Origin of the sequence: Mesorhizobium sp. M0062, from assembly GCF_040323125.1 — a bacterium.
Taxonomy (GTDB): domain Bacteria; phylum Pseudomonadota; class Alphaproteobacteria; order Rhizobiales; family Rhizobiaceae; genus Mesorhizobium.
Genome location: NZ_JAMYUO010000004.1, coordinates 118,466 through 139,307 on the forward strand (window position 1 = coordinate 118,466; position 20,842 = coordinate 139,307).

Sequence of the window (20,842 nt, forward strand, 5' to 3'; positions counted from 1 at the left end):
AAAGCTGCGATCGTGTCAAAGACACCGGCCACTATAGTCGGAATCTTTCCTGGATGCGACGGGCGCATTCAAGCGGCGTCAGCCGGCTGGTGTCGACTTCGAGGTCGTAGTCTATGCCCCTGTGGATGCGTCCATATTGCCAGCGCGCCAGACCGGGCAGCCTGTCGGCGCGCGCGGCCTCGCGCGCTTCCAGCACCTCCAGCGGCGCCATGACGCCGACCAGATGCAGGTCAAAGCTCGACAGCAACTCGACATACTCCGCTATCTCGTCATTGAAGATCACGTCGTCGACAATGAGATTGTTGCCTTGCCCGGCCATGGCGGCGATGGCATGGCGCATGCCGCGCATGGCTCGCGCGCTGACCGGCCCGCTCCTGATCACCACCGACGGCTTGCCGTCTTCCAGCACGGTCTCAAAGGAAAACCCGTCGGCATGATCCTGCAGCGCCGGCGGCAGCATGTCGATGAAAGCATCCATCTGGACATGCAGGAACGGCTCGGTGGCGATCGTTTGCAGCGCCCTGGCGATCGAGCTTTTGCCGGCGCTGCCGACGCCATTGAGCAGGACGATTTTGGCCGTCATGTCGCCCCCTCGGCCTATCGGTTGCGCACGACGATACAGGCGCCGCCGACGCTTTGCAGTTTCTGGCAGATGACGTTGGCGGCGGCACGGTCGTCGACGCCGATCCTGACGGCGTAGATGCCGCGTCGGCCGATCGGCGTGCGCACCCGGCTGACCACCGGGTCACGACCGGACAGCAGCGCCGGAAACCGGCTCCTGACCCGCAGCCACTGATTGATCGCAGCTCCCCTGCGGAAATTGCCGGCCACCTGGACGCCCCATGGCTTCACATTGATCGAGGCCATCGCCACGGTTCTGGACATGATCACCGGCAGCTTGCGGCAGGCGACGGCAAAGCTGGTTTTCGCGTCGAGCGGCTCGATCGTTCCGGCGTAGGCGCTGTCGGAGAACTTGTCGGCCGGTTCGCCCATGATGTCGAAGACGTAGCTCTCGGTCTCCATGGGCAGGAAACCGCCGGAACCCAGCCAGCGCGAAACCCGGCTCTCGCCGGCATTGTAGGCAGCCGCCGCCAGGCCGAGATTGCCGAAGCCGGTCTTCATTTCGGCGAGATATTTCGCCGAAGCCGGGATCGCCTGCTCGATGTCGAAAGGATCGGCCAGCCCGCGCATCTTGGCGGTGCCCGGCATGAACTGGGCGATCCCTTCGGCACCGACCGGGCTAACCGCATTGGGATCGAAGCGGCTTTCTTTCCAGATCAGCCGGGCGAAGTAATCCTTCGGCAGGCCGTTCCGCTCGGCATGCGTCTCGATCAGGTCACAGACACGGCCAATCAATCGTTTCGCCGCCGAGCGCGATTGCGGTGGATCGGCGAGCGCCTGTCCGGCACCCAGCCCGCAGAGCAGGATCACACCGGCTTTGAGCAGCCCCCGCATGGCTTATTCGGCCGCAGCCTTGCCGTGTTGGCCAAACCGCTGCTCGATATAGTCGGCAACCATCTTCTCGAAATCGGCGGCGATCGACGGACCGCGCAGCGTCGCCGACTTCTTGCCGTCGACGAAGACGGGTGCGGTCGGCGTCTCGCCGGTGCCGGGCAGCGAGATGCCGATATCGGCGTGCTTGGATTCGCCGGGGCCGTTGACGATGCAGCCCATCACCGCGACCTTGAGGTTCTCGACGCCGGGATATTTCTCCCGCCAGACCGGCATGTTCTTGCGCAAATCGGCCTGGATGTTCTGGGCGAGTTCCTGGAACACGGTGGATGTCGTGCGGCCGCAGCCGGGGCAAGCGGCCACGATCGGCACGAACTGACGGAAGCCCATGGTCTGCAGCAGTTCCTGCGAGACCTGCACCTCGCGAGTGCGATCGCCATTCGGCTCCGGCGTCAGCGAGATGCGGATGGTGTCGCCAATGCCTTGCTGCAAGAGGATGCCCATGGCCGCCGACGAGGCGACGATGCCCTTGGATCCCATGCCGGCTTCGGTGAGGCCAAGATGCAGCGCATGGTTGGAACGCGTGGCAAGCTCGGTATAGACCGCGATCAAATCCTGCACGCCGCTGACCTTGGCCGACAGGATGATCTTTTCGCGGGCGAGGCCTATCTCTTCGGCCATTTCGGCCGACAGGATGGCCGACTGCACGATCGCCTCGCGGGTTACTTCCTGCGCCGTCAGCGGGAAGCCTTGGCTCTGGTTCTCGTCCATCAGCCGGGTGAGCAACTCCTGATCGAGCGACCCCCAATTGACGCCGATGCGCACCGGCTTGTCGTATCTGATCGCCATTTCGACGATCGCTGCGAACTGGCGGTCCTTCTTGTCCTTGAAGCCGACATTGCCGGGATTGATGCGGTATTTGGCCAGCGCCTCGGCGCAGGCTGGATGGTCGGCCAGCAGCTTGTGCCCGATATAGTGGAAGTCGCCGACCAGCGGCACATTGATGCCGAGCCGCTCGAGCCGTTCGCGGATGCGCGGCACGGCGGCGGCGCTCTCGTCACGATCGACGGTGATGCGCACGATCTCGGAGCCAGCGCGATGCAAAGCCGCAACCTGCGCGACGGTCTGGTCGATATCGGCCGTGTCGGTGTTGGTCATCGACTGCACGACGACCGGCGCGCCGCCGCCGACGACCACGCCGCCGACATCGACGCCGACCGATGTCCGGCGCGCAAAGGGGGAGGAAAAATACCCGGTCATGCCGGCAGCCTCTTGATCACCCGAGCGACACACGTCCACGTCGACGCACGCTCAATCAGCTATCAGCGCATAGCGCTGAGGTTCGGGCATGAGGTGGAGGAGCAAAGATGGCTTGTCAATGGCGACAGACAAGCAGAGCCGCCAAATCGCAGCAGCGCGGCGACCCCACAGACGGGTTTCGCCGGCCAACAGTATGGGAATTAGTAGCAAAAACAGGCCTCCGGCGGCATGTCGCCACCGGAGCGATAGTCACGCGCCAAGGCGGCGCGTCTAATCCTGGAAGGGCGTCAGTGTCTCGTCGGTTTCGCCTTCAGTTTTTCAATCTCGTCCTTGAGTGCCAGCTTGCGTCGCTTCAGATTCACGATTTCGAGGTCGTCGACCGATGGATGGTTCATCGCATCGTCGATCTCGCGTTCGATATCACCGTGTTTCCGCTGCAACTCATCAAGATGGGATGCAAGAGACATGATTGGTTCTCCCTTTCATGGTTTCCTCGATTGCAGCCGTCAAAGGCACGTCCACCGCAGGTCGCATCTGTGACGGCACCATGACAGTCTGCCACCATCCGGCTGCGATGTCGAATGCTGCGTGGTAGCATTCCACGACAATGTGATATGTGATATTGGCTGCGCGCCGGCGGCAATTGATGCCGCCCCCGCCCAATCATGCCCATTGCCGGGCGCCGCAGACATGCAGACGGTAGAGAATGTCCGACCAGGAAAAGGCCGATGTCCGCCTCGAATTTTCCCGCCTGAAGCAGGAGCATGCCGATTTCGACGCGGCCATCAATGCGATGATCGCCATGGGCTGCGACCCCTTGCAGATCCAGCGCATGAAGAAGAAGAAGCTTTTCCTCAAGGACCGGCTGATGGCGCTGGAAGACAAGATCATTCCGGACATCATCGCTTAGCCGACGGCCTCGGGGCCTAACTGCTCACCCCGCTATCGACAGCCGCGCCGCGCGATGGCGCAGCAACGTCAGCAATTCGTCGGTCTTCTCCGCTGAAGTGTCGATCGGCACCACCAGGCACATCGTCGCCTCGACCTTGCCGGCGGCCGCGAAGACAGGGGCGGCCAGGCATTTGGTGTAGGCGTCGACCAGCCCCGAAGTGATGCAATAGCCGGTCGTTCTGGCCGTCGCGATATCGGCAACGAAGTCGTCGAACTGCAGCCTGCGGCCGTCGGGCAGCAAAAGGTCGTCTTCCGAGACCATGTCCTGGATGGCGGCCCTTTCCAATCCGGCCAGAAGCAGCCGCCCCGATGCCGTCCATGGCAGCGGGATCTGCAGGCCGGTGGCCGAGCTGATGCGGAACGGCCTGGTGCCGGGGCTGGAATGGACGATGGTATAGCGCCCGCTTTGCAGCATGCACAATTCGGAGGTCTCGCCGGTCTCGCGCGACAGATTGTCGACCTCCTGCCGGCCCCGCCTAAGCAGGTCGTTGCCCCTGACATAGTCCATTCCATAGAGGTAGAGCTTCTTGCCGAAATAGACCCGGTTGCCGTCGCCCTCCATCTCCAGGAGACCCGCATCGACCAGCGAACGCACCAGCGTATAGGTGGTGGAGCGCGGCGCATTCACCCCCTTGGCGAGATCGCCAATGCCGATGGCGCGCTGCGTAACATGCAGGAAGTCCAGGATCTCCAGCACCCGGTTGAGGCCCTTCTCGCGCGAGCCGGAGGTCTTGTCGGGCGTCGGGCTCCCGGCTGGACCAAGCTCCGCCCGATCCGTGAGTCCATTGCTGTCTTGCATAACTGATTCCTGATGTTAGTATCTGTCTTGTATAGGATACATGTGTCTATTGTAAGAGACAATCAGGTCGGCGACACGTGTGTCTGTAAGGGGAACTCAAACAACAGGAGGTCGCAGTGAACGACGCATCCAAGCGAGATTTTCTGAAACTGGGCATGGCCGGGCTTGCAACGGCGGGCGTGATGACCGCTGTCAGCGCCGAAAAGGCGGCGGCACAAGCCGCATCCGACAGCGTTCTGCGCACCGCGCTTGACCGCGGAAAGCTGATCGTCGGCACCGGCAGCACCAACGCGCCATGGCATTTCGAAAACGATGCCGGCGAGCTGGTCGGCATGGACATCACCATGGGACGCATCCTGGCCAAGGGTCTGTTCGACGATCCGAGCAAGGTCGAGTTCGTCATGCAGGATCCGGCGCAGCGCATCCCCAATGTCACCACCAACAAGGTCGACATTACCATCCAGTTCATGACCATGACCGCGCAGCGCTCGCAGCTGATCCACTTCTCCAGGCCATACTATGTCGAGGGCGTCGCCCTGCTGACGCTGCCGACGGCGGAAAACAAGACCTTCGACAAGCTGCTCGCCGGTGGTTCGGCGACGCGCATCTCGATCCTGCAGAATGTCGATGCCGAAAGCTCGGTCCATTACGCCCTGCCGGAGGCGCAGGTGCTGCAGATCGACACCCAGGCCAATGTGCTGCAGGCACTGGAATCGAAACGCGCCGATGCCGCCGCTGTCGATCTTTCAACCGTGCGCTGGCTGGCCTCGCGCAACCCCGACAAATATTTCGATGCCGGCAAGAGCTGGTACTCGATGCTCTACGGCGCGGCGGTCAGGCAGGGCGACCTGGACTGGCTGACCTTCGTCAACCAGACCTTCACCATCGCCATGTTCGGCCATGAGACCGCACTCTACGACGCCGCCTTCAAGGACTATTTCGGCCAAGAGCCGCCGGCCCGCCATCCCGGTTTCCCGGTTGTCTGACAAGTGCTGGCGGAAGGGTTAGCCCTTCCGCCTTCTAGTTCGCATCCCCTTGGTTATTGCGGGAGACGCATGGGCTATACGCTCAACTTCAACCTGATCTGGCGCCATTTCGACAAGCTGTGGGGCGGCCTTCTGCTCAGCCTCGAGCTTGCCGTGATTTCGATTGCCATCGGCGTCGTCATCGGCCTGGTGCTGGCGGTCTGGTATGTCTCGGCCGGACGCGTGGTGCGCGCCATCATTGCGGCTTACGTCGAATTCATCCGCAACGTGCCGCTGATCCTGCTCGTCTATCTTGTCTTCTACGGCCTGCCGACGGTGATCGACGTCGCCTACGACGCGCCGACCTCGTTCGTGCTGACGCTGTCGGTCTATAGCGGCGCCTATCTGGTCGAGGTGTTCCGCTCCGGCCTGGAAGCCGTGCCGCGCGGCCAGCTCGATGCCGGCAAAGCCATCGGCCTGACGCCCTGGCAGCGGCTGGTTCATGTGCGCCTGCCGACCATGCTGCGCATCACGCTGCCGGCGCTGTCCAACACCTTCATCTCGCTGTTCAAGGACACGTCCATCGCATCGGTCATCTCGGTGCCCGAGCTCACCTTCGGCGCCCAGTGGATCAACTTCAACACCTTCCGCATTGTCGAGGTCTATCTGGTGACGACGGCGATGTACCTGGTGACCGGTTACACCCTGCTCTTCGGGCTGCGGCTGGTCGAACGCCGGTTCAGGGCTGCGCGCTGACATGCTGAGCCAGATCCTCTACGCCGTACCGTTCCTCGCCCAGGGCTTCGCCATCACTTTGTGGGTGTCGCTGCTGGTCGTGGTGCTGTCGCTGATTGCCGGCGTCGCGCTCGGCGTCGGCCTGGTCTACGGCCCGGCGCCGCTGCGCTGGGCCGTGCGCATCTTCTCCGACACCATCCGCGGCATCCCGATCCTGGTGCTGATGTTCTTCGTCTATTACGGCCTGCCGGCCATCGGCCTGCATCTGCAATCCTTCTCGGCGGCGGTGCTGGCGCTGACCTTGTTCAAGACGGCGCAGGTCATTGAGTATCTCCGGGGCGCCGTCGGCTCTATTCCCAAGGGCCAGTCAGAAGCGGCGATGGCCATTGGGCTGACTTTTCGCCAGCGGCTCACCTACGTCATCTTTCCGCAGGCCTTCCGGCGCTTCCTGCCGCCCTGGATCAACGGCGTCACCGATGCGGTCAAGGGCAGCGCCCTGGTCTCGCTGCTCGGCATCACCGACCTGATGCAGGCGATCAACCAGGTCATCGGCCGCACCTATGAGGCGATGCCGCTCTACATCCTCGGCGCCTTGATCTATTTCGCCGTCAACTATGCGCTTTCCTACGCCAGCCGGCGGCTGGAACGGCGCTTTGCCTTCATCCGGGACTAGCACGATGGCCACAAGCTCGAACGACAATGCTGCCCTTCTCGACATTGCCGGGGTCTCGAAAGCCTTTGGTTCGGTCGAGGTGCTTCGCTCGGTCAGCCTCAAGGTGGACAGGGGCGAGGTGGTCACCGTCATCGGCCCTTCCGGCAGCGGCAAAACCACCCTGCTGCGCTGCGTCAACTTTCTCGAAAGCTACGACTCAGGTTCGATCCGCATCGACGGCAAGGAGGTCGGTTTTCGTGAGGCCGGCGCGCGCCAGCGGCGCAGCGAGCGCGACCTTGCCAATATGCGCGCCGAAACCGGCATGGTGTTCCAGAGCTTCAACCTGTTTCCGCACCTCACCGCCGCCGGCAACATCATGCTCGGCCTCACCAAGGTGCGCGGCAAGAGCAAGGCCGAGGCGCGCCAGATCGCCGAGCATTGGCTGAGCCGCGTCGGCCTCGCCCACAAGGCCGACAGCCTGCCGGCGGAACTCTCCGGGGGCCAGCAGCAGCGCGTCGGCATAGCGCGGGCAGTCGCCATGGAGCCAAAGATCCTGCTGCTCGACGAGATCACCTCCGCGCTCGATCCCGAATTGGTCGGCGAGGTGCTGGCCGTTGTGCGCAGCCTGGCCGAAGACGGCATGACAATGGTGATGGTCACGCACGAGATGGCCTTTGCCCGCGACGCTTCGAGCCGCATTGTCTTCATGGCCGATGGCGGTGTCAGCGCTGTTGGCCCGCCGAAGGAGATCCTTGCCGAAGAGACCACCAATGAGCGCCTGCGCTCTTTCCTGGCGCGGTTCCGCGCCTCGCATTTCTGACATGGGCGGCCCGAAGCAATTCCAGGAAAAGTGTAAGCGGTTTTCCCGGGAAAAGCGCGAAGCGCTTTCCCTTGGGAATTGCGTAAAACAACAGGCCGGCCCAAGGAGAATTCTTCCATGACGCCTTACATCCGGCTCGCCGAGCTCGGCCTGACGCTGCCCGAGCCGCCGACGCCGATCGCCAATTTCGTCACCCATGCGGAAAGCGGCCGGCTGATCTTTCTTTCGGGTCAAGGGCCGCTGCGCGCCGACGGCACGCTGTGCACCGGCAAGGTCGGCGAGGACGTCACCGTCGAGCAGGCCTATGAGCATGCCCGCCTCACCGGCCTCAACCTGCTCGCCGTCATGCACGCCGCCGCCGGCGATCTCGGCCGCATCGTGCGCGTCGTCAAATTGCTCGGCTTCGTCAATGCGACGCCGACCTTCAGCGACCACCCGAAAGTGGTCAATGGCTGCTCGGACCTGTTCGCCAGCGTCTTCGACAAGATCGGCGGCCATGCACGCTCGGCGATCGGGGTCGGCTCGCTGCCTGGAAACATCACCGTCGAAATCGAAGCGGTCGTCGAGATCGCCGCCTGACCGTCAAGGGATTGCTGAACATGAAAACCTATTCCGACACCGGCTCCAACACCACGATCCGTGAACGGCTGGGACTGAGGCCGATCATCAACGTCTCCGGCACGATGACGACCCTCGGCGCCTCGATCATCGTTCCCGAGGCGATCAGCGCCATGGCCGAGATCGCCTCGCAATGGGTGGAGATGGACGATCTGCAGCGCGCCGCAAGCGTGATCACCGCCCGCCTCACCGGCGGCGAGGCCGGCTTCATCACCGCCTGCTGCGCCTCAGGCATCACAATGGCGATCGCCGGGGCGATGACCGGCACCAATTTGCTGGCGATCGAACGGCTGCCCGACGACACCGAAGGCCTGAAGTCCGAAGTCGTCATCCAGCTTGGCCATATCGTCAATTACGGCGCGCCGATCGACCAGTCGATCCGCGTCGCCGGCGCCAAGGTCATTCCAGCCGGTACCGTCAGCGTCACCCAGGACTATCACCTGCGCGAAGCGATCAATGAGCGCACGGCGGCAGCACTCTATGTCGTCGCGCACCACACCGTGCAGTACGGCATGCTTTCCCTCGAGGAATTCTGCGAAATCTGCCACGCCAGGGGCGTGCCGGTGATCGTCGACGCGGCTTCCGAATATGACCTGCGCAGCTTCCTGGCGCGCGGCGCCGACATCGTCGTCTACAGCGGCCACAAATTCCTTTCGGGGCCAACCAGCGGCATCGTTACGGGACGCAAGGATCTTGTCCGCGCCGCCTATCTGCAGAACCGCGGCGTCGCCCGCGCCATGAAGGTCGGCAAGGAAAGCATCGCCGGCACCATGGCTGCGCTCGAAGCCTGGGAAAAGCGCGACCATGCCGGCATCCGCCGGCGCGAGGAAGCGGCGCTCAATCTGTGGAGGGATTCGCTACAGGGAATACCCGGCATCGTCGCAAACATCATTCCCGACCCGACCGCCAATCCGCTCGACCGGCTGCAAATCTTTGTCTTGCCCAAAAGCCGCTTCACCGCCGCCGGCCTCGCCTCGGCATTGGCGGCCGGATCGCCGCCCATCATCGTGCGCAACCACGAGGCCGAGCGCGGCCATTTCTTCCTCGACCCGTGCAATCTGCACCCCGGCGAGGCCGAGATCGTCGCCGAGCAGCTGCGCGCCGTGCTCACCGCGGCCGACAGGCCGACGGATGCGATGAGACAGCCGCGAAAGGATTCATCCGGCGCCCTGCGCTGGCCGGACTAGGCTGCGGCGGCCGCCATCCTTGCGGGCCAGCCCGAATTCCGCTAAGGCGCGCCTTTACCGCCGGGAGCATGCGCTTGACCGACCACCGCGCCGACGTCGCCATCATCATGGGCAGCCAGTCCGACTGGGCGACGATGCGCCACGCCGCCGAAACGCTGGAGGCGCTGAGCATTCCGCACAAGCGGCTGATCGTCTCCGCCCACCGCACCCCGGACCGCCTCTATGATTTCGCCAAAGGCGCCAAGGCGGCCGGCTACAAGGTGATCATCGCCGGGGCCGGCGGCGCCGCCCACCTGCCCGGCATGACGGCGGCTCTGACGCCGCTGCCGGTGTTCGGCGTGCCGGTCGAATCGAAGGCGCTGTCAGGCCAGGATTCGCTGCTCTCCATCGTCCAGATGCCGGCCGGCATTCCGGTCGGCACGCTTGCCATCGGCAAGGCGGGTGCGGCCAACGCCGCCCTTCTGGCGGCCGCCGTGCTGGCGCTGAACGACGAAGAACTTGCCGCCCGCCTGGATGCCTGGCGCACCGCCCAAACCGCCAGGGTCGCCACCGAACCGACGGACGCGCCGTGAGCCTGCCCGCGGGATCGAGCATCGGCATCATCGGCGGCGGCCAGCTCGGCCGCATGCTGGCTGTTGCCGCAGCGCGCCTCGGCTACCGCACAATTATCCTCGAACCGCAGGCCGATTGCCCGGCGGCTCAGGTCGCCAACCGCCAGATCACCGCCGCCTATGACGATGCGGACGCCCTTGCCGAACTGGCGGCAGTCAGCGCCGTCGTCACCTACGAATTCGAGAATGTGCCGGTAGCGGCTGCCGGCGCGCTCGCCGCCAAGGTCCCGGTCTATCCGCCACCCAGGGCGCTGGAAGTCGCCCAGGACCGGGTGGCGGAGAAGCTATTCCTGAACGGCATCGGCATCAGGACAGCGGATTTCCGCTCCGTCGACAATGACGACGAGCTGACGGCGGCGCTGAGAGAGTTCGGTGGCAGCGGCATCTTGAAAACCCGCCGCATGGGCTATGACGGCAAGGGCCAGCGCGTCTTCCGCAACATGGAGACGGGCGGCTTTGCCGGCACATGCGAGACCATGGGCAATGTGCCGCTGATCCTCGAATCCTTCGTCGCTTTCGAGCGCGAAATCTCGGTCATCGCCGCGCGCGGGTTGGACGGCGCGGTCGCCGCCTACGATCCGGCTGAGAACGTCCACCGCGACGGCATCCTGCATACCTCGACCCTGCCGGCCCAGATCAGGCTGGAGACGGCGGCGACGGCACAGGGGTCGGCAGCGAAAATCCTGTCGGCCCTCGACTATGTCGGCGTCATCGGCGTCGAGTTCTTCGTTCTTGCCGATGGCACGCTGCTGGCCAACGAAATGGCGCCGCGCGTGCACAATTCCGGCCACTGGACGGAAGCCGCCTGCATCGTTTCGCAATTCGAGCAGCATATCCGCGCCATTGCCGGCCTGCCGCTGGGCAACCCTGGCCGGCATTCAAACTGCGTCATGGAAAACCTGATCGGCGACGATGTGCTGCGCGTACCCGCTTTGCTCGCCGAGCCCGATCTGATGCTGCATCTCTACGGCAAGGCGGAAGCGCGCCCAGGCCGCAAGATGGGCCATTTCACGCGCATCAGCCGCCGTAGCTAAGCCATTCCGGCACTTTGCGCGAGGGCGTGGCTCGAGCCCTATTGCAGCTCGTCGTTCAGATCTCCGTCCTCGTCGGGGCTGGCGCAACTCGCATCGCCTTCCCTACAATTGGCGCCCGCGGTGAGCTGTTTGATGCGCTGGTCCGTCAGTTCGGTCAGGCATTGTGAAACCTCCATCGGATGGATGGAGCCGCCCTCGCTGTCTGTCGTCGTATAGGCGCATTCGGCGTCGCGGAAGGCGATCCAGGCGCGTTGCGCGACCTGCAGCAGCTTCCTGCCCTTGTCGTCGTTGCGACCGACGAGATCCTTGTAGGCCTGGTTGAGCTTGGCATCGGCGGCCCGATAGTCCTCGCCGGCGCAGATGTTCATCATCTGCTGGCTGTCGTCGTTGCGGTCGCATTCCTGCGCCTGCGCGATGGAGGCGGCTGCCATAACGGCAAGGCTCGCGGACACAAACAACAGGCGCATGGAGGTCTCCAAATCGGCTTGCGGGTGCCGCACCATTCCAGCCCGCCTTCGGCCGCGCAATGGCGTGGAGCCGAGATGGCGGATATTTGATGGCCAAAGCCATTCTCGGCCTCTATCCAGCACGCTTGCGGTTGACACGGGCAAGGCTCCTCGTTTATGAGCCACCGCAAGTTCAAAGGCGCGCTTTTCAGGCGCGCCTTAATAATTCGGCCCGGACAGGGCCCAGACCGACGGGCAAGACCATGAAGATCAAGAATTCGCTCAAGGCGCTGAAGGCGCGTCACCGCGACAACCAGCTGGTTCGCCGCAAGGGCCGCGTCTACATCATCAACAAGACCGCTCCACGCTACAAGGCGCGCCAGGGCTGAGTGTTCGGCCGGAGGCTCGTTGCCTCCGTCCATACGATGGTAATTGCCTGGTTTCAGGCACTTTCACGCTAATTTCAGTTTGACGATCCGCCGTCCGGGGTTAGATTCCGGCGATGCGGATTCTTTTTGCATTTTTGGCGACCCTGTTTCTTTTCGGCGTCGCTCCGGCGTCGGCGGACGATCCGCCGGCAAAGCCGCCGGTTGCCCTGACCAGGGAAGCCAGGCTCGACCAACTGTTTGCCGAGCTGAAGCGCGAGCGCAACGAAAAGGCGGCCGAGCGCATCGCCGGGCGCATCTGGGGCGAATGGTTCCAGTCCGGCAGCGCCTCGATCGACCTGATGATGCAATGGTCGCAAAAGGCGATGGACGACCAGAAGTTCGACGTCGCCCTCGACTTCCTCGACCAGGTTGTCATCCTGCAGCCAAAATATGCCGAAGGCTGGAACCGGCGCGCCACCGTCCATTACATGATGAAGAATTTCGGGAAGTCGATGTCCGACATCGACCAGACGCTGCAGCTGGAACCACGCCATTTCGGCGCGCTTTCCGGCCTGGCCCAGATCATGTCCGCCACCGGCCACAAGCAATCGGCGCTCGAAGCCTGGCAGAAGGTGCTTACCATCTATCCGATGATGCGTAGCGCCCAGGACCAGGTCGCGGCAATTTCGGAAGAGCTTGCCGGCGAAGGAATTTGATTAGGCAGTAGGAATTAGGGATTAGTCAGTAGAGAGATTGGTCGAGACGCCACCTCCCTACTCCCTACTCCCTACTCCCTAGAACTTATCCCCCTCCACCCCCGTATCTCCGCGCATGAACCTCATTTACGCCGCCTGTGCTTTGCTCCTCGCGCTCGTCTTTGCCCTGGCCGGTGTCACCCGCGCCGGCGCGTGGCTGATCGAGTGGCGGAACCCGCCGGCCGGCGAATTTGCCGACATCGACGCCACCCGCATCCACTATGTCCACGTGCCGGCGCCACAAAATGCCGAACTGCCGGCGATCGTCTTCATCCATGGCGCCAGCGCCAATCTCAGGGATCAGATGCTGCCGATCAGGCCTTTGCTCGAAGGCCGCGCCGAGATGGTCTTCCTCGACCGGCCGGGCTTCGGCTGGTCGGCGCGCGGCCCCGGCAATGAGAGCCCGTCGGGGCAGGCCGACACCATCGCCGGGCTGATGGACCGTCTCGGCATCCACAAGGCGATCATCGTCGGCCATTCGTTTGGCGGCGTGATCACCGCCGCCTTTGGCCGCGAACACCCGGAGAAGACGCTCGGGCTGGTCTTTCTGTCGCCGGTCAGCCACCCCTGGCCGGGCGGCGCGACCGCCTGGTACTACAAGCTGACCGCCACCCCCGTCATCGGCTGGCTGTTCTCGGAGACATTGACCTATCCGGCAGGCACGCTGCAGATGGACGGCGCCACGGCCTGCGTGTTTTCTCCCAACAAGGTGCCGGAAGCCTATGTCGGCAATGCCTCGATTCCGCTGGTGCTGCGTCCCGGCGCTTTCCGCGCCAACGCCATCGATGTCGCCGGCCTCTACGACTATACGCTGAAGGCCGCGCCGCATTACCGCGACATCACAGCGCCGACGATCGTCATCTCGGGCGATCGCGACAAGGTGGTCTATGCCTCGATCCATTCGGTCGGCCTGGTCAGGGACATCCCCGGCGCCGAACTGATCTGGGTCCACAATCTGGGCCACAAGCCGGATTGGATCGCCTCCGACCTCGTCGTCGGCGCGATCGAGAAAGTCGCCGGCAAGGACGTCGACCTGCAGGCAATCGCGAAAACCGTGGAAGCGCGGATCGCCGGCGATGCCTACAACGATGCACAGTGCCCCGACATTACGGTGCCCGACGCGCAACTCGCCCCGACGTGACGGCCGCATGTATGTCCTGAAGCACGGAATCAAGAAAAACCCCGAAGCGTTCTGGGCGCTACCGGATCGCATCTTCTTCGGCTACGGCGCCTGCCACATCCTTGCGGGCACCTTCCTCAGCCATCCTCCCCTGGACGGATTCTACGGCGAACGGATCATTCCGGGCGAGGATTTCTACGGCAACCATATCTATATGACGAACGGCGTGATCGCCTTCGACTATCACGGCTATTCCAGCCGAGCGCGGCTTCTGCAGCAGCATGGAAGGGGATGGGCTTCGCATAGCGCAGGCTGGCACTGCACGCTGGAAAGGGTCGATTTCGACCTGCTCGACACCGCCGACCTCAACCGGCGAAAGATGCGCGGCCCAGATCAGTATCTCTATGACCCAATCCCTCGCGCACACCGCTTCCTTCGGCGCATCGATCACGCCGAAGGTGCGGCAAGAGCGCTGCGAACTGTGATGAGTTGAAGCCTCTGTCAACCTATGTTGCGGGTGGCCTGCACGTCCGACCCGACATAGGCGATGCGCAGCATGTTGGTCGAACCCGGCGTCCTCAGCGGCACGCCCGCCGTGATGATGACACGGTCGCCCGGCTGGCCGAACCCCTCTTCGAAAGCGATGCGGCAGGCGCGGTCGACCATGTCGTCGAGGTCGCTGGCGTCGGGCGAGACGACGCAATGCGTGCCCCACAAAAGCGACAGCCGCCGCGCCGTGTTGAGGATCGGCGACAGGGCGATGATCGGCACTTGCGGCCGCTCGCGCGCGGCGCGCAGGCCGGTGGTGCCCGAAGCCGTATAGGTGATGATCGCCGACAGTTTCAGCGTCTCGGCAATCTCGCGGGCGGCGAGCGAAATGGCGTCGGCGCCGGTTGCTTCCGGTTCCGAGCGCTGCGCGTTGATGATGCCGGCATAGGTCGGGTCGGTTTCGACCTTGGTGGCGATGCGGTTCATCATCGCCACCGCCTCGACCGGATAGGCGCCGGCAGCGGATTCGGCTGAAAGCATGATGGCGTCGGCGCCCTCGAACACGGCGATCGACACGTCGGACACCTCTGCGCGGGTCGGCACCGGCGCGGTGATCATCGATTCCAGCATCTGCGTGGCGACCACCACCGGCTTGCCGGCCCGGCGCGCGGCGCGCGTGATCTGCTTTTGGATGCCGGGCACCGCTTCCAGCGGCATTTCCACACCGAGATCGCCGCGGGCAACCATCAGCGCGTCGGAGAGTTCGATGATTTCGGCCAGCCGGGCGACGGCCTGCGGCTTTTCGATCTTGGCCATGATCAGTGCCCGGCCGCGCGCGATCTTGCGGGCTTCCGCCAAATCCTCCGGCCGCTGCACGAAGGACAGCGCCACCCAGTCGACGCTTTCCGCCAGCACCGCATCGAGGTCCTTGCGGTCCTTTTCGGTCAGCGCACCGACCGGCAGGTCGGTGTCGGGCAGGCTGACGCCCTTCTTGTCGGAAATGGTGGTGCCGGCGACGACGGTGCAGGTGATAGACTTGCCGTCGCTCTTCACCGCCCTGAGCTCCAGCTTGCCATCGTCGATCAACAGACGGTGGCCGGCCTCGACCGAGCTCAGGATTTCGGGATGCGGCAGGTAGACCCGGGTCGACGTGCCGGGCTCGGGATTGTTGTCGAGGGTGAAGGTCTGGCCCGGCGTCAGAACCTCCTTGCCGTTGGCGAACTTGCCGACGCGCAGCTTCGGTCCCTGCAAATCGGCCAGGATGCCGATTGGACGGCCGACCTTTTCCTCGACCGCACGGATGCGGCCGACCAGCGTGCGCATCAACTCGTGATCGGTGTGGCTCATATTGATGCGGAAGACATCGGCCCCGGCTTCGAACAGCTTCTGCAGCATCTCCTCGGACGAGGAGGCAGGACCGATGGTGGCGAGGATCTTGACCTTGCGGCTACGTCTCATTGACTGTTTGTTCCCGGGGCGGCTGGAGCGCCTCCCGTTGTGGACTCATCGGTCAGCTGGACCATCCAGCTTGCCTGCTCGCCCGTGTCATATTCCTGGAATCCGGCGCGCTGGAAGCCCCGGGCGACGCAATCGGTAACGCCTGCGATCTTGAACTCTTTTTCAGCCACGCACATGTTGATCGGGCCATCCCAGCGCCCGCCGCGCTCGGCGTCTTCTGCATAAAGATAGTAAAACCTTGATGACAGCGGACCTTCGATCAGCGTCTTGCAGCTCGATCCTTCGATGTGCCACCACCCCTCGGTGATCCAGCCTGCCTTGGCGCGGTAGCCGATGCCGACGCCGACCAGGTTCTGCGTGGCGTTGCAGACGCGGAAATCGGCGCGGGCAGGCGAAGCCGCGACCAGCGCGGTGAGCCCTAGCGTCAGGGTCAGGAGCGGCACGGCAAAGGCGGTGCGCGCACGCGGCCTGCCGGCGGAACCCATCCCGAAACCCCTCAATAACGTCATCTGCATCTCTCAACGCCCCTTTTCGGAAAAGTCCGGGCGCATGTCAACGCGCCGTTCTGTCCAATTCCAATCGATTTAGAAAGGCCCCCGACACGCGATCTGCCGCGCGTCACAGGATTTTCGCAGAAACCGTGGCCAAACAACGGCATTGCGCAACAGTCCTCTTCGTGGGAATGACGATACCACCCTCCCCGGAAGCCAGCGAACAGACCTTTCCAGCCAATGACCCGATCCACAGTTTTCGCGCCTTTCGATATCGTCGAAGGCGACCGCAAGCGAGGCATCGTGCTTGTCGCCGACCATGCCCGCCGCGACCTGCCGGAGGAGTATGGCAGTCTCGGCTTGCCGGCGGCGGAACTCGATCGCCATATCGCCTACGACATCGGTGTCGAGACAGTGACGCGCGAACTGGCCGCAGCGCTCGACGTGCCGGCGGTGATCGCCAATTTTTCGCGGCTGCTGATCGATCCCAATCGCGGCGAGGACGACCCGACGCTGATCCGCCAGCTCTATGACGGCACTGTCGTGCCGGGAAACTACCCTATGGCACCGGCCGAACGCGAAAGGCGGCTCGACGGCTTCTACCGGCCTTATCAGGACGCGGTCGGCGCCATGATCGCGTCGGTGGCGCACGCCTCAGGCAAAGCGCCGCTCATCTTCTCCGTACACTCCTTCACCCCTGTCATGCAGGGCTTCATCCGCCCTTGGCATGTCGGCATATTGTGGGACCTCGACGACCGCGTGGCGCGGCCGCTGATCGACATGCTGGCGCAGGATAAAAACCTCGTCGTCGGCGACAATGAACCCTATGACGGCGCGTTGCGCGGCGACACCATGTTCAAGCACGCCATCGTCAACGGCTTTGCCCATGCGCTGATCGAGATCCGCCAGGACCTGATATCAGACCGCAAGGGGGCGCTGGCCTGGGCGGAACGGCTGGCGCCGATCGTTGACGCCATCGACCGCCGTCCCGATATACATCAGGTGAAGATGTTCGGCTCGCGCACCGGGCCGCTGTGAGGACCCAAGGCAATGACCGAACTCAGCGATGACCAGAAACGCGATTTCGAGGCCGCGGCCTTCCGCCGGCTGGTCGAGCATCTGCGCGAGCGCAGCGATGTGCAAAACATCGACCTGATGAACCTCGCCGGCTTCTGCCGCAACTGCCTGTCGAACTGGTATCGCGAAGCGGCCGAGGCTGAGGGCGTCGATCTCGGCAAGGATCAGTCGCGCGAAATCGTCTACGGCATGCCCTATGCGCAATGGCAGGCGCTGAACCAGACCGAGGCTTCGGACGCCAAGAAAGCGGAGTTCGAGGCAAGACGGCCGAGGGATCACTGAAGTAGCGCGCGGTTCACAGGATTGACGTCGGCGGGACAGCGCCTAACGGTTTCCCCTTAGATGTGGCCCACAAGCTTTTCGCAGCCAAGCGCTTGACGAGAAATTGAATCGATCTAATTTGCCGCGCAAAGCCATTCCTTGACCGGATTCGGGCCATGAACGCGCAAGACACCATGCAGAGCGCCCTTCAGGGGCGATGGGCCGTAGCCGCGATCTTCCTCGCCAACGGCTTCCTGACCGGCAGCTGGGCGCCGCAGATTCCGGTGTTCCTGACCCGGCTCGACATCTCGAAATTCACCCTCGGTCTGCTGATCCTGCTGTTCGGCGTCGGCGCGGTCGCGGCCATGAGCTGGTGCGGCCATCTGATCTCCAGGCATGGCTCGCGCACCGTGTTGCGCTGGTTCGGCCTTTGCGGCAGCCTCGGCCTGCTGATCGTGGCGCTGGCGCCCAACGTGCCGCTGGCGGCGATCGCCATGATCATCTTCGGCGGCTCGATCGGCGGCATGGATGTCGCGATGAACGCCAATGCGGTGGTGGTCGAGCGCCGGCTGTCCCGCGCCATCATGTCGTCCTCGCACGGCTTCTGGAGCCTCGGCGGTTTCGCCGGTGGCGGTCTGGGCGGTTACGCCATCCAGACTTACGGCCACCTCGCCCATGCGGCTGTGGTCACGGTCATAGCTTTTGCCGTCATTGCCGTGGCGGTCGGCTACCTCATCGCCGAGGACAAGCCGCAGGCCGCCGAGCATCACAGATTAACGCTGCCGGCCAACCCGCTGGTCTATCTTGTCGGGCTGATGGCGCTGCTGACGATGATTTCCGAGGGCGCCGTGCTCGACTGGGCAGCGCTTTATCTCCGGCAGGAGCTCGGCGCCGACCTCGCCATCGCCGGCCTTGCCTACGCCGCCTTCTCCGGCGTCATGGCTGTCATGCGCTTTTTCGGCGACGGCGTGCGCAACCGCTTCGGCGCGGTGGCGACGCTGCGCGGCTCGGCGGTGGTCGCCGCCGCCGGCATGCTGGTCGCCGGCCTGTCGCCTTCGCCCTGGATCGCCATCGCGGCTTTTGCCCTGTGCGGCTTCGGCATCGCCAATATGGTGCCGATCATCTTCTCGGCCGGCGGCAACCAGGAAGGCATGTCGTCGGGCACCGGCATGAGCGTCGTCACCACCATGGGCTATTCCGGCATATTGGTGGCGCCGTCGGCGATCGGCTTCGTCGCCGAGCATTCCAGCTTCGGGCCGATCTTCGTCGCCATGTCGGGGCTGTTGATCGTCGTGCTTTTGATGGCCGGGCTCGCTCACCGCGCCGAATTCGCGGCCGCCCCCGCCGAATAGCGCTTCAGCTCCTCATAGAGGAAATCCGCGACGCGGCGGATGCGCACGCTGGTGCGCACGTCGCGATGCATGGCCAGCCACACCGGCAGGCTGGGCAGTGGCAGGCCGGGCAGCAGTTTCTCCAGCGACGGGTCGCTGTCCGTCAGCGGCTCCTGGCCAAGACCGACGCCGTTTCCCGCCCGCAGCGCTTCCCACAGCACGATCTGGTTGTCGGCCCTGAAGCGGAAGCTGCTTCGGGTGACGGGGATGCCGGCCTGGGTAAAGCCCCGGATCATCTCGTCGCTGCGGTCGAAGCCGATCAGCGGATGGTCGAGAAGATCGGCGGGCTTGAGCGGGCGGCCGTGCTGGTCGAGATAGGATTTCGCCGCGCAGCAGCAGAGCTTGATATCGCAGACCTTGCGCGCCGTCAGCTCGTTCTGCGCCGGCTTGACCATGCGGATGGCGATATCGGCATCCCTTCGCAGCAGGTTCTCGACCTGGTTCGAGGCGACGATCTCGACCTCGATGCCGGATTCCTCGATGCCGAGCCGCGCCGTCATCTTCGGCAGCACATAGGCCGCCACCACCTCGCTGGCGGCAATGCGCACCGTGCCTTCGATCGCCTCGACCGAGCCCAATGCCAATAGTGAGAACGCGCTCGCCTGCTCGCTCACGGCCTTGCCGCGTTCGAACAGCGTGGCGCCTGCTTCCGTCAGCGCATAGCCGCGCCGCCCGCGCCGGAACAAGGTGACGCCCAACGCCTGTTCGAGCTCACCGATGTGACGCCCGAGCGTTGGTTGGCTGGCCGACAGTTTGCGCGCTGCGGCCGACAGGCTGCCGGTCTCCGCCACGGTGACGAAACTCTTGATCAGGTTCCAGTCGATGTCTTCCATTCATTTATGAATAACAAAGCTGCATTGATAGTCAATTTTCATTCGCATATGGAGGCATCATATTCGCCGTGCAAACACCAACACGGAGAAGAAAAATGACCAAGATCGCAATTCTGGGGGCCAATGGCCGGCTCGGCCGCGTGGTTGGCAAAGCCTTCATCGACGCCGGTTTCGACGTCCGCGCCGTCACCCGCAGCGGCAAGGTCCCAGCCGAACTCAAGGGCGCCACCGCCGTCGCCGGCGATGCGCTCGACCGCGAGGCGCTGATCCGCGCCACGCAAGGCGTCGACATCATCTTCAACGGCCTCAACCCGATCTACACCGACTGGGGCAAGTGTCTGCCAATGGCGGAGAACGTCATGGCCGCCTGCCATGCCAATGGCGCGCTGCATCTTTTCCCCGGCACTGTCTACAATTACGGCTCGCCGATGCCTGAGGTGGTCACCGAAGACACGCCATTCCGTCCGACCACCGAGAAGGGCCGCATCCGCTGCGCCATGGAAGCGCTGTTTCGCCGCGAGGCCGATGCCGGCCGCGTCCGCACCATCATCCTGCGCGCCGGCGATTTCTTCGGCGGCACCGGCAGCGGATCATGGTTCGACCTCGTCGTCGCCGCCAAGATGAGCAAGGGCGTCTACACCGCGCCTGGCCCTGCCAACCTCGTGCACGAATGGGCCTATTTGCCGGACTTCGCCATCGGCTTCGTCGGCCTGGCGCGCAATCAGGGCAAGCTCGGCTTCTTTGAGGCGCTCAACTTCCCCGGCCACGCCGTCACCGACATGGACATCAAGGCCGCGGCCGAGAAGGCGCTTGGCCGGCCGCTGAAACTGACCTTCATGCCGTGGTGGGTGCTGCGCGCCGGCAGCCCGTTCGTGGCGATGTGGCGCGAGATCGTCTCGATGTCCTATCTGCGCTTCGAACCGCACCGGCTCGTGTCCGACCGGCTGGCAAGCATCATCGGCGAAGTCCCGCACACGCCGCTGGACGAGGCCGTGGCCGAGGCATTGAAGGACATCGGCATCAGCCTCGACAATGCAAAAGACGCCGCTTAAATGCATGTCGCCCAGAA

At 64.0% G+C, this 20,842-nt stretch carries 26 protein-coding genes; 17 read left to right on the top strand and 9 right to left on the bottom strand.

Features of this window, described 5'->3' with window-relative positions:
- Nucleotides 1-31: 31 nt before the first annotated feature.
- From NKJ64_RS06690 to NKJ64_RS06705, 4 genes are all read right to left on the bottom strand, one after another.
- Nucleotides 32-583, bottom strand: a complete 552-nt coding sequence (locus NKJ64_RS06690) for a chloramphenicol phosphotransferase CPT family protein (protein WP_352462203.1) — start codon at nt 581-583, stop codon at nt 32-34.
- A gap of 14 nt (nt 584-597) precedes the next feature.
- On the bottom strand, nt 598-1,455 hold the full coding sequence (locus NKJ64_RS06695) for a transglycosylase SLT domain-containing protein (protein ID WP_352462205.1): 858 nt from the start codon (nt 1,453-1,455) through the stop codon (nt 598-600).
- 3 nt (nt 1,456-1,458) lie between these two features.
- Complete coding sequence (gene ispG, locus NKJ64_RS06700) at nt 1,459-2,712, bottom strand: flavodoxin-dependent (E)-4-hydroxy-3-methylbut-2-enyl-diphosphate synthase (protein ID WP_023742770.1); 1,254 nt, start codon at nt 2,710-2,712, stop codon at nt 1,459-1,461.
- A gap of 287 nt (nt 2,713-2,999) precedes the next feature.
- The gene (locus NKJ64_RS06705) at nt 3,000-3,179 is read right to left on the bottom strand and encodes a YdcH family protein (RefSeq protein ID WP_023684024.1); all 180 of its coding nucleotides are present in this window, start codon (nt 3,177-3,179) and stop codon (nt 3,000-3,002) included.
- 239 nt (nt 3,180-3,418) lie between these two features.
- Here NKJ64_RS06705 and NKJ64_RS06710 point away from each other — a divergent pair, with 239 nt between their 5' ends.
- Nucleotides 3,419-3,622, top strand: coding sequence for a YdcH family protein (locus tag NKJ64_RS06710; RefSeq protein WP_023673103.1), 204 nt, complete (start codon nt 3,419-3,421; stop codon nt 3,620-3,622).
- Between the two features lie 24 nt (nt 3,623-3,646).
- Here NKJ64_RS06710 and NKJ64_RS06715 read toward each other — a convergent pair whose 3' ends face one another.
- The gene (locus tag NKJ64_RS06715; RefSeq protein WP_023698476.1) at nt 3,647-4,462 is read right to left on the bottom strand and encodes an IclR family transcriptional regulator; all 816 of its coding nucleotides are present in this window, start codon (nt 4,460-4,462) and stop codon (nt 3,647-3,649) included.
- Between the two features lie 155 nt (nt 4,463-4,617).
- Between NKJ64_RS06715 and NKJ64_RS06720 the strand changes: the two genes are divergently transcribed.
- The 8 genes from NKJ64_RS06720 (at nt 4,618) to NKJ64_RS06755 (ending at nt 11,084) form a co-directional block, all read left to right on the top strand.
- Nucleotides 4,618-5,448 carry a transporter substrate-binding protein gene (locus NKJ64_RS06720; protein WP_023673105.1) on the top strand — a complete coding sequence of 277 codons (831 nt, stop codon included), beginning with the start codon at nt 4,618-4,620 and terminating at the stop codon, nt 5,446-5,448.
- Between the two features lie 69 nt (nt 5,449-5,517).
- A complete protein-coding gene (locus NKJ64_RS06725) occupies nt 5,518-6,183 on the top strand; it encodes an amino acid ABC transporter permease (RefSeq protein WP_023693641.1) in 666 nt (221 codons plus the stop codon).
- 1 nt (nt 6,184) lies between these two features.
- Complete coding sequence (locus NKJ64_RS06730; RefSeq protein ID WP_023684027.1) at nt 6,185-6,835, top strand: amino acid ABC transporter permease; 651 nt, start codon at nt 6,185-6,187, stop codon at nt 6,833-6,835.
- 4 nt (nt 6,836-6,839) lie between these two features.
- Complete coding sequence (locus NKJ64_RS06735; RefSeq protein ID WP_023673108.1) at nt 6,840-7,634, top strand: amino acid ABC transporter ATP-binding protein; 795 nt, start codon at nt 6,840-6,842, stop codon at nt 7,632-7,634.
- Between the two features lie 117 nt (nt 7,635-7,751).
- A complete protein-coding gene (locus tag NKJ64_RS06740; RefSeq protein WP_023673109.1) occupies nt 7,752-8,213 on the top strand; it encodes a RidA family protein in 462 nt (153 codons plus the stop codon).
- Nucleotides 8,214-8,233: 20 nt separating this feature from the next.
- Nucleotides 8,234-9,439: an aminotransferase class V-fold PLP-dependent enzyme gene (locus NKJ64_RS06745; RefSeq protein WP_031195646.1), complete on the top strand. Its 1,206-nt coding sequence runs from the start codon at nt 8,234-8,236 to the stop codon at nt 9,437-9,439.
- Between the two features lie 74 nt (nt 9,440-9,513).
- Entirely contained in the window at nt 9,514-10,011 is a 498-nt protein-coding gene (gene purE / locus NKJ64_RS06750) for a 5-(carboxyamino)imidazole ribonucleotide mutase (protein ID WP_023730826.1), read from the top strand.
- On the top strand, nt 10,008-11,084 hold the full coding sequence (locus NKJ64_RS06755) for a 5-(carboxyamino)imidazole ribonucleotide synthase (protein WP_023698471.1): 1,077 nt from the start codon (nt 10,008-10,010) through the stop codon (nt 11,082-11,084). Before purE ends, NKJ64_RS06755 begins: the two co-directional genes overlap by 4 nt.
- A 38-nt stretch (nt 11,085-11,122) precedes the next feature.
- Here NKJ64_RS06755 and NKJ64_RS06760 read toward each other — a convergent pair whose 3' ends face one another.
- Nucleotides 11,123-11,551 carry a lysozyme inhibitor LprI family protein gene (locus NKJ64_RS06760; protein ID WP_023684031.1) on the bottom strand — a complete coding sequence of 143 codons (429 nt, stop codon included), beginning with the start codon at nt 11,549-11,551 and terminating at the stop codon, nt 11,123-11,125.
- 242 nt (nt 11,552-11,793) lie between these two features.
- Between NKJ64_RS06760 and ykgO the strand changes: the two genes are divergently transcribed.
- From ykgO to NKJ64_RS06780, 4 genes are all read left to right on the top strand, one after another.
- Complete coding sequence (ykgO, locus tag NKJ64_RS06765) at nt 11,794-11,919, top strand: type B 50S ribosomal protein L36 (RefSeq protein WP_006327841.1); 126 nt, start codon at nt 11,794-11,796, stop codon at nt 11,917-11,919.
- A gap of 113 nt (nt 11,920-12,032) precedes the next feature.
- Entirely contained in the window at nt 12,033-12,614 is a 582-nt protein-coding gene (locus NKJ64_RS06770) for a tetratricopeptide repeat protein (protein WP_023754119.1), read from the top strand.
- 115 nt (nt 12,615-12,729) lie between these two features.
- On the top strand, nt 12,730-13,794 hold the full coding sequence (locus tag NKJ64_RS06775; RefSeq protein WP_023754118.1) for an alpha/beta fold hydrolase: 1,065 nt from the start codon (nt 12,730-12,732) through the stop codon (nt 13,792-13,794).
- A gap of 7 nt (nt 13,795-13,801) precedes the next feature.
- Entirely contained in the window at nt 13,802-14,266 is a 465-nt protein-coding gene (locus tag NKJ64_RS06780; protein WP_023754117.1) for a hypothetical protein, read from the top strand.
- Between the two features lie 8 nt (nt 14,267-14,274).
- On the opposite strand, the gene pyk is transcribed toward NKJ64_RS06780, so the two are convergent.
- Together pyk and NKJ64_RS06790 are read right to left on the bottom strand one after the other, a co-directional pair.
- Complete coding sequence (pyk, locus tag NKJ64_RS06785; RefSeq protein ID WP_023673117.1) at nt 14,275-15,720, bottom strand: pyruvate kinase; 1,446 nt, start codon at nt 15,718-15,720, stop codon at nt 14,275-14,277.
- Nucleotides 15,717-16,205, bottom strand: a complete 489-nt coding sequence (locus tag NKJ64_RS06790; protein WP_023673118.1) for a DUF1036 domain-containing protein — start codon at nt 16,203-16,205, stop codon at nt 15,717-15,719. Before NKJ64_RS06790 ends, pyk begins: the two co-directional genes overlap by 4 nt.
- A 246-nt stretch (nt 16,206-16,451) precedes the next feature.
- Between NKJ64_RS06790 and NKJ64_RS06795 the strand changes: the two genes are divergently transcribed.
- The 3 genes from NKJ64_RS06795 (at nt 16,452) to NKJ64_RS06805 (ending at nt 18,901) form a co-directional block, all read left to right on the top strand.
- Nucleotides 16,452-17,249 carry an N-formylglutamate amidohydrolase gene (locus tag NKJ64_RS06795; RefSeq protein ID WP_023690052.1) on the top strand — a complete coding sequence of 266 codons (798 nt, stop codon included), beginning with the start codon at nt 16,452-16,454 and terminating at the stop codon, nt 17,247-17,249.
- 12 nt (nt 17,250-17,261) lie between these two features.
- Nucleotides 17,262-17,570: a DUF1244 domain-containing protein gene (locus NKJ64_RS06800; RefSeq protein WP_023690051.1), complete on the top strand. Its 309-nt coding sequence runs from the start codon at nt 17,262-17,264 to the stop codon at nt 17,568-17,570.
- A gap of 155 nt (nt 17,571-17,725) precedes the next feature.
- Nucleotides 17,726-18,901 carry an MFS transporter gene (locus NKJ64_RS06805; protein ID WP_023690050.1) on the top strand — a complete coding sequence of 392 codons (1,176 nt, stop codon included), beginning with the start codon at nt 17,726-17,728 and terminating at the stop codon, nt 18,899-18,901.
- On the opposite strand, the gene NKJ64_RS06810 is transcribed toward NKJ64_RS06805, so the two are convergent.
- Nucleotides 18,865-19,773, bottom strand: a complete 909-nt coding sequence (locus NKJ64_RS06810) for a LysR family transcriptional regulator (protein ID WP_023806502.1) — start codon at nt 19,771-19,773, stop codon at nt 18,865-18,867. The two genes, NKJ64_RS06805 and NKJ64_RS06810, sit on opposite strands and share 37 nt — an antisense overlap.
- A 95-nt stretch (nt 19,774-19,868) precedes the next feature.
- On the opposite strand from NKJ64_RS06810, the gene NKJ64_RS06815 reads away from it, so the two are divergent.
- Complete coding sequence (locus tag NKJ64_RS06815; RefSeq protein WP_023834960.1) at nt 19,869-20,825, top strand: SDR family oxidoreductase; 957 nt, start codon at nt 19,869-19,871, stop codon at nt 20,823-20,825.
- The last annotated feature ends 17 nt before the right edge of the window (nt 20,826-20,842 follow it).

Excerpts from the sequence above, each read along its gene's own strand:
- NKJ64_RS06805 (WP_023690050.1), top strand. The coding sequence starts at position 17,726 with ATGAACGCGCAAGACACCATGCAGAGCGCCCTTCAGGGGCGATGGGCC.
- NKJ64_RS06720 (WP_023673105.1), top strand. The coding sequence starts at position 4,618 with ATGGCCGGGCTTGCAACGGCGGGCGTGATGACCGCTGTCAGCGCCGAA.
- NKJ64_RS06795 (WP_023690052.1), top strand. The coding sequence starts at position 16,452 with ATGACCCGATCCACAGTTTTCGCGCCTTTCGATATCGTCGAAGGCGAC.
- NKJ64_RS06815 (WP_023834960.1), top strand. The coding sequence starts at position 19,869 with ATGACCAAGATCGCAATTCTGGGGGCCAATGGCCGGCTCGGCCGCGTG.
- pyk (WP_023673117.1), bottom strand. The coding sequence starts at position 15,720 with ATGAGACGTAGCCGCAAGGTCAAGATCCTCGCCACCATCGGTCCTGCC.
- NKJ64_RS06715 (WP_023698476.1), bottom strand. The coding sequence starts at position 4,462 with ATGCAAGACAGCAATGGACTCACGGATCGGGCGGAGCTTGGTCCAGCC.
- NKJ64_RS06705 (WP_023684024.1), bottom strand. The coding sequence starts at position 3,179 with ATGTCTCTTGCATCCCATCTTGATGAGTTGCAGCGGAAACACGGTGAT.
- NKJ64_RS06690 (WP_352462203.1), bottom strand. The coding sequence starts at position 583 with ATGACGGCCAAAATCGTCCTGCTCAATGGCGTCGGCAGCGCCGGCAAA.
- NKJ64_RS06775 (WP_023754118.1), top strand. The coding sequence starts at position 12,730 with ATGAACCTCATTTACGCCGCCTGTGCTTTGCTCCTCGCGCTCGTCTTT.
- NKJ64_RS06810 (WP_023806502.1), bottom strand. The coding sequence starts at position 19,773 with ATGGAAGACATCGACTGGAACCTGATCAAGAGTTTCGTCACCGTGGCG.
- NKJ64_RS06760 (WP_023684031.1), bottom strand. The coding sequence starts at position 11,551 with ATGCGCCTGTTGTTTGTGTCCGCGAGCCTTGCCGTTATGGCAGCCGCC.
- NKJ64_RS06695 (WP_352462205.1), bottom strand. The coding sequence starts at position 1,455 with ATGCGGGGGCTGCTCAAAGCCGGTGTGATCCTGCTCTGCGGGCTGGGT.
- NKJ64_RS06725 (WP_023693641.1), top strand. The coding sequence starts at position 5,518 with ATGGGCTATACGCTCAACTTCAACCTGATCTGGCGCCATTTCGACAAG.
- NKJ64_RS06790 (WP_023673118.1), bottom strand. The coding sequence starts at position 16,205 with ATGGGTTCCGCCGGCAGGCCGCGTGCGCGCACCGCCTTTGCCGTGCCG.
- NKJ64_RS06770 (WP_023754119.1), top strand. The coding sequence starts at position 12,033 with ATGCGGATTCTTTTTGCATTTTTGGCGACCCTGTTTCTTTTCGGCGTC.
- NKJ64_RS06745 (WP_031195646.1), top strand. The coding sequence starts at position 8,234 with ATGAAAACCTATTCCGACACCGGCTCCAACACCACGATCCGTGAACGG.
- NKJ64_RS06730 (WP_023684027.1), top strand. The coding sequence starts at position 6,185 with ATGCTGAGCCAGATCCTCTACGCCGTACCGTTCCTCGCCCAGGGCTTC.
- NKJ64_RS06800 (WP_023690051.1), top strand. The coding sequence starts at position 17,262 with ATGACCGAACTCAGCGATGACCAGAAACGCGATTTCGAGGCCGCGGCC.
- ispG (WP_023742770.1), bottom strand. The coding sequence starts at position 2,712 with ATGACCGGGTATTTTTCCTCCCCCTTTGCGCGCCGGACATCGGTCGGC.
- NKJ64_RS06710 (WP_023673103.1), top strand. The coding sequence starts at position 3,419 with ATGTCCGACCAGGAAAAGGCCGATGTCCGCCTCGAATTTTCCCGCCTG.
- NKJ64_RS06780 (WP_023754117.1), top strand. The coding sequence starts at position 13,802 with ATGTATGTCCTGAAGCACGGAATCAAGAAAAACCCCGAAGCGTTCTGG.
- NKJ64_RS06740 (WP_023673109.1), top strand. The coding sequence starts at position 7,752 with ATGACGCCTTACATCCGGCTCGCCGAGCTCGGCCTGACGCTGCCCGAG.
- ykgO (WP_006327841.1), top strand. The coding sequence starts at position 11,794 with ATGAAGATCAAGAATTCGCTCAAGGCGCTGAAGGCGCGTCACCGCGAC.
- NKJ64_RS06735 (WP_023673108.1), top strand. The coding sequence starts at position 6,840 with ATGGCCACAAGCTCGAACGACAATGCTGCCCTTCTCGACATTGCCGGG.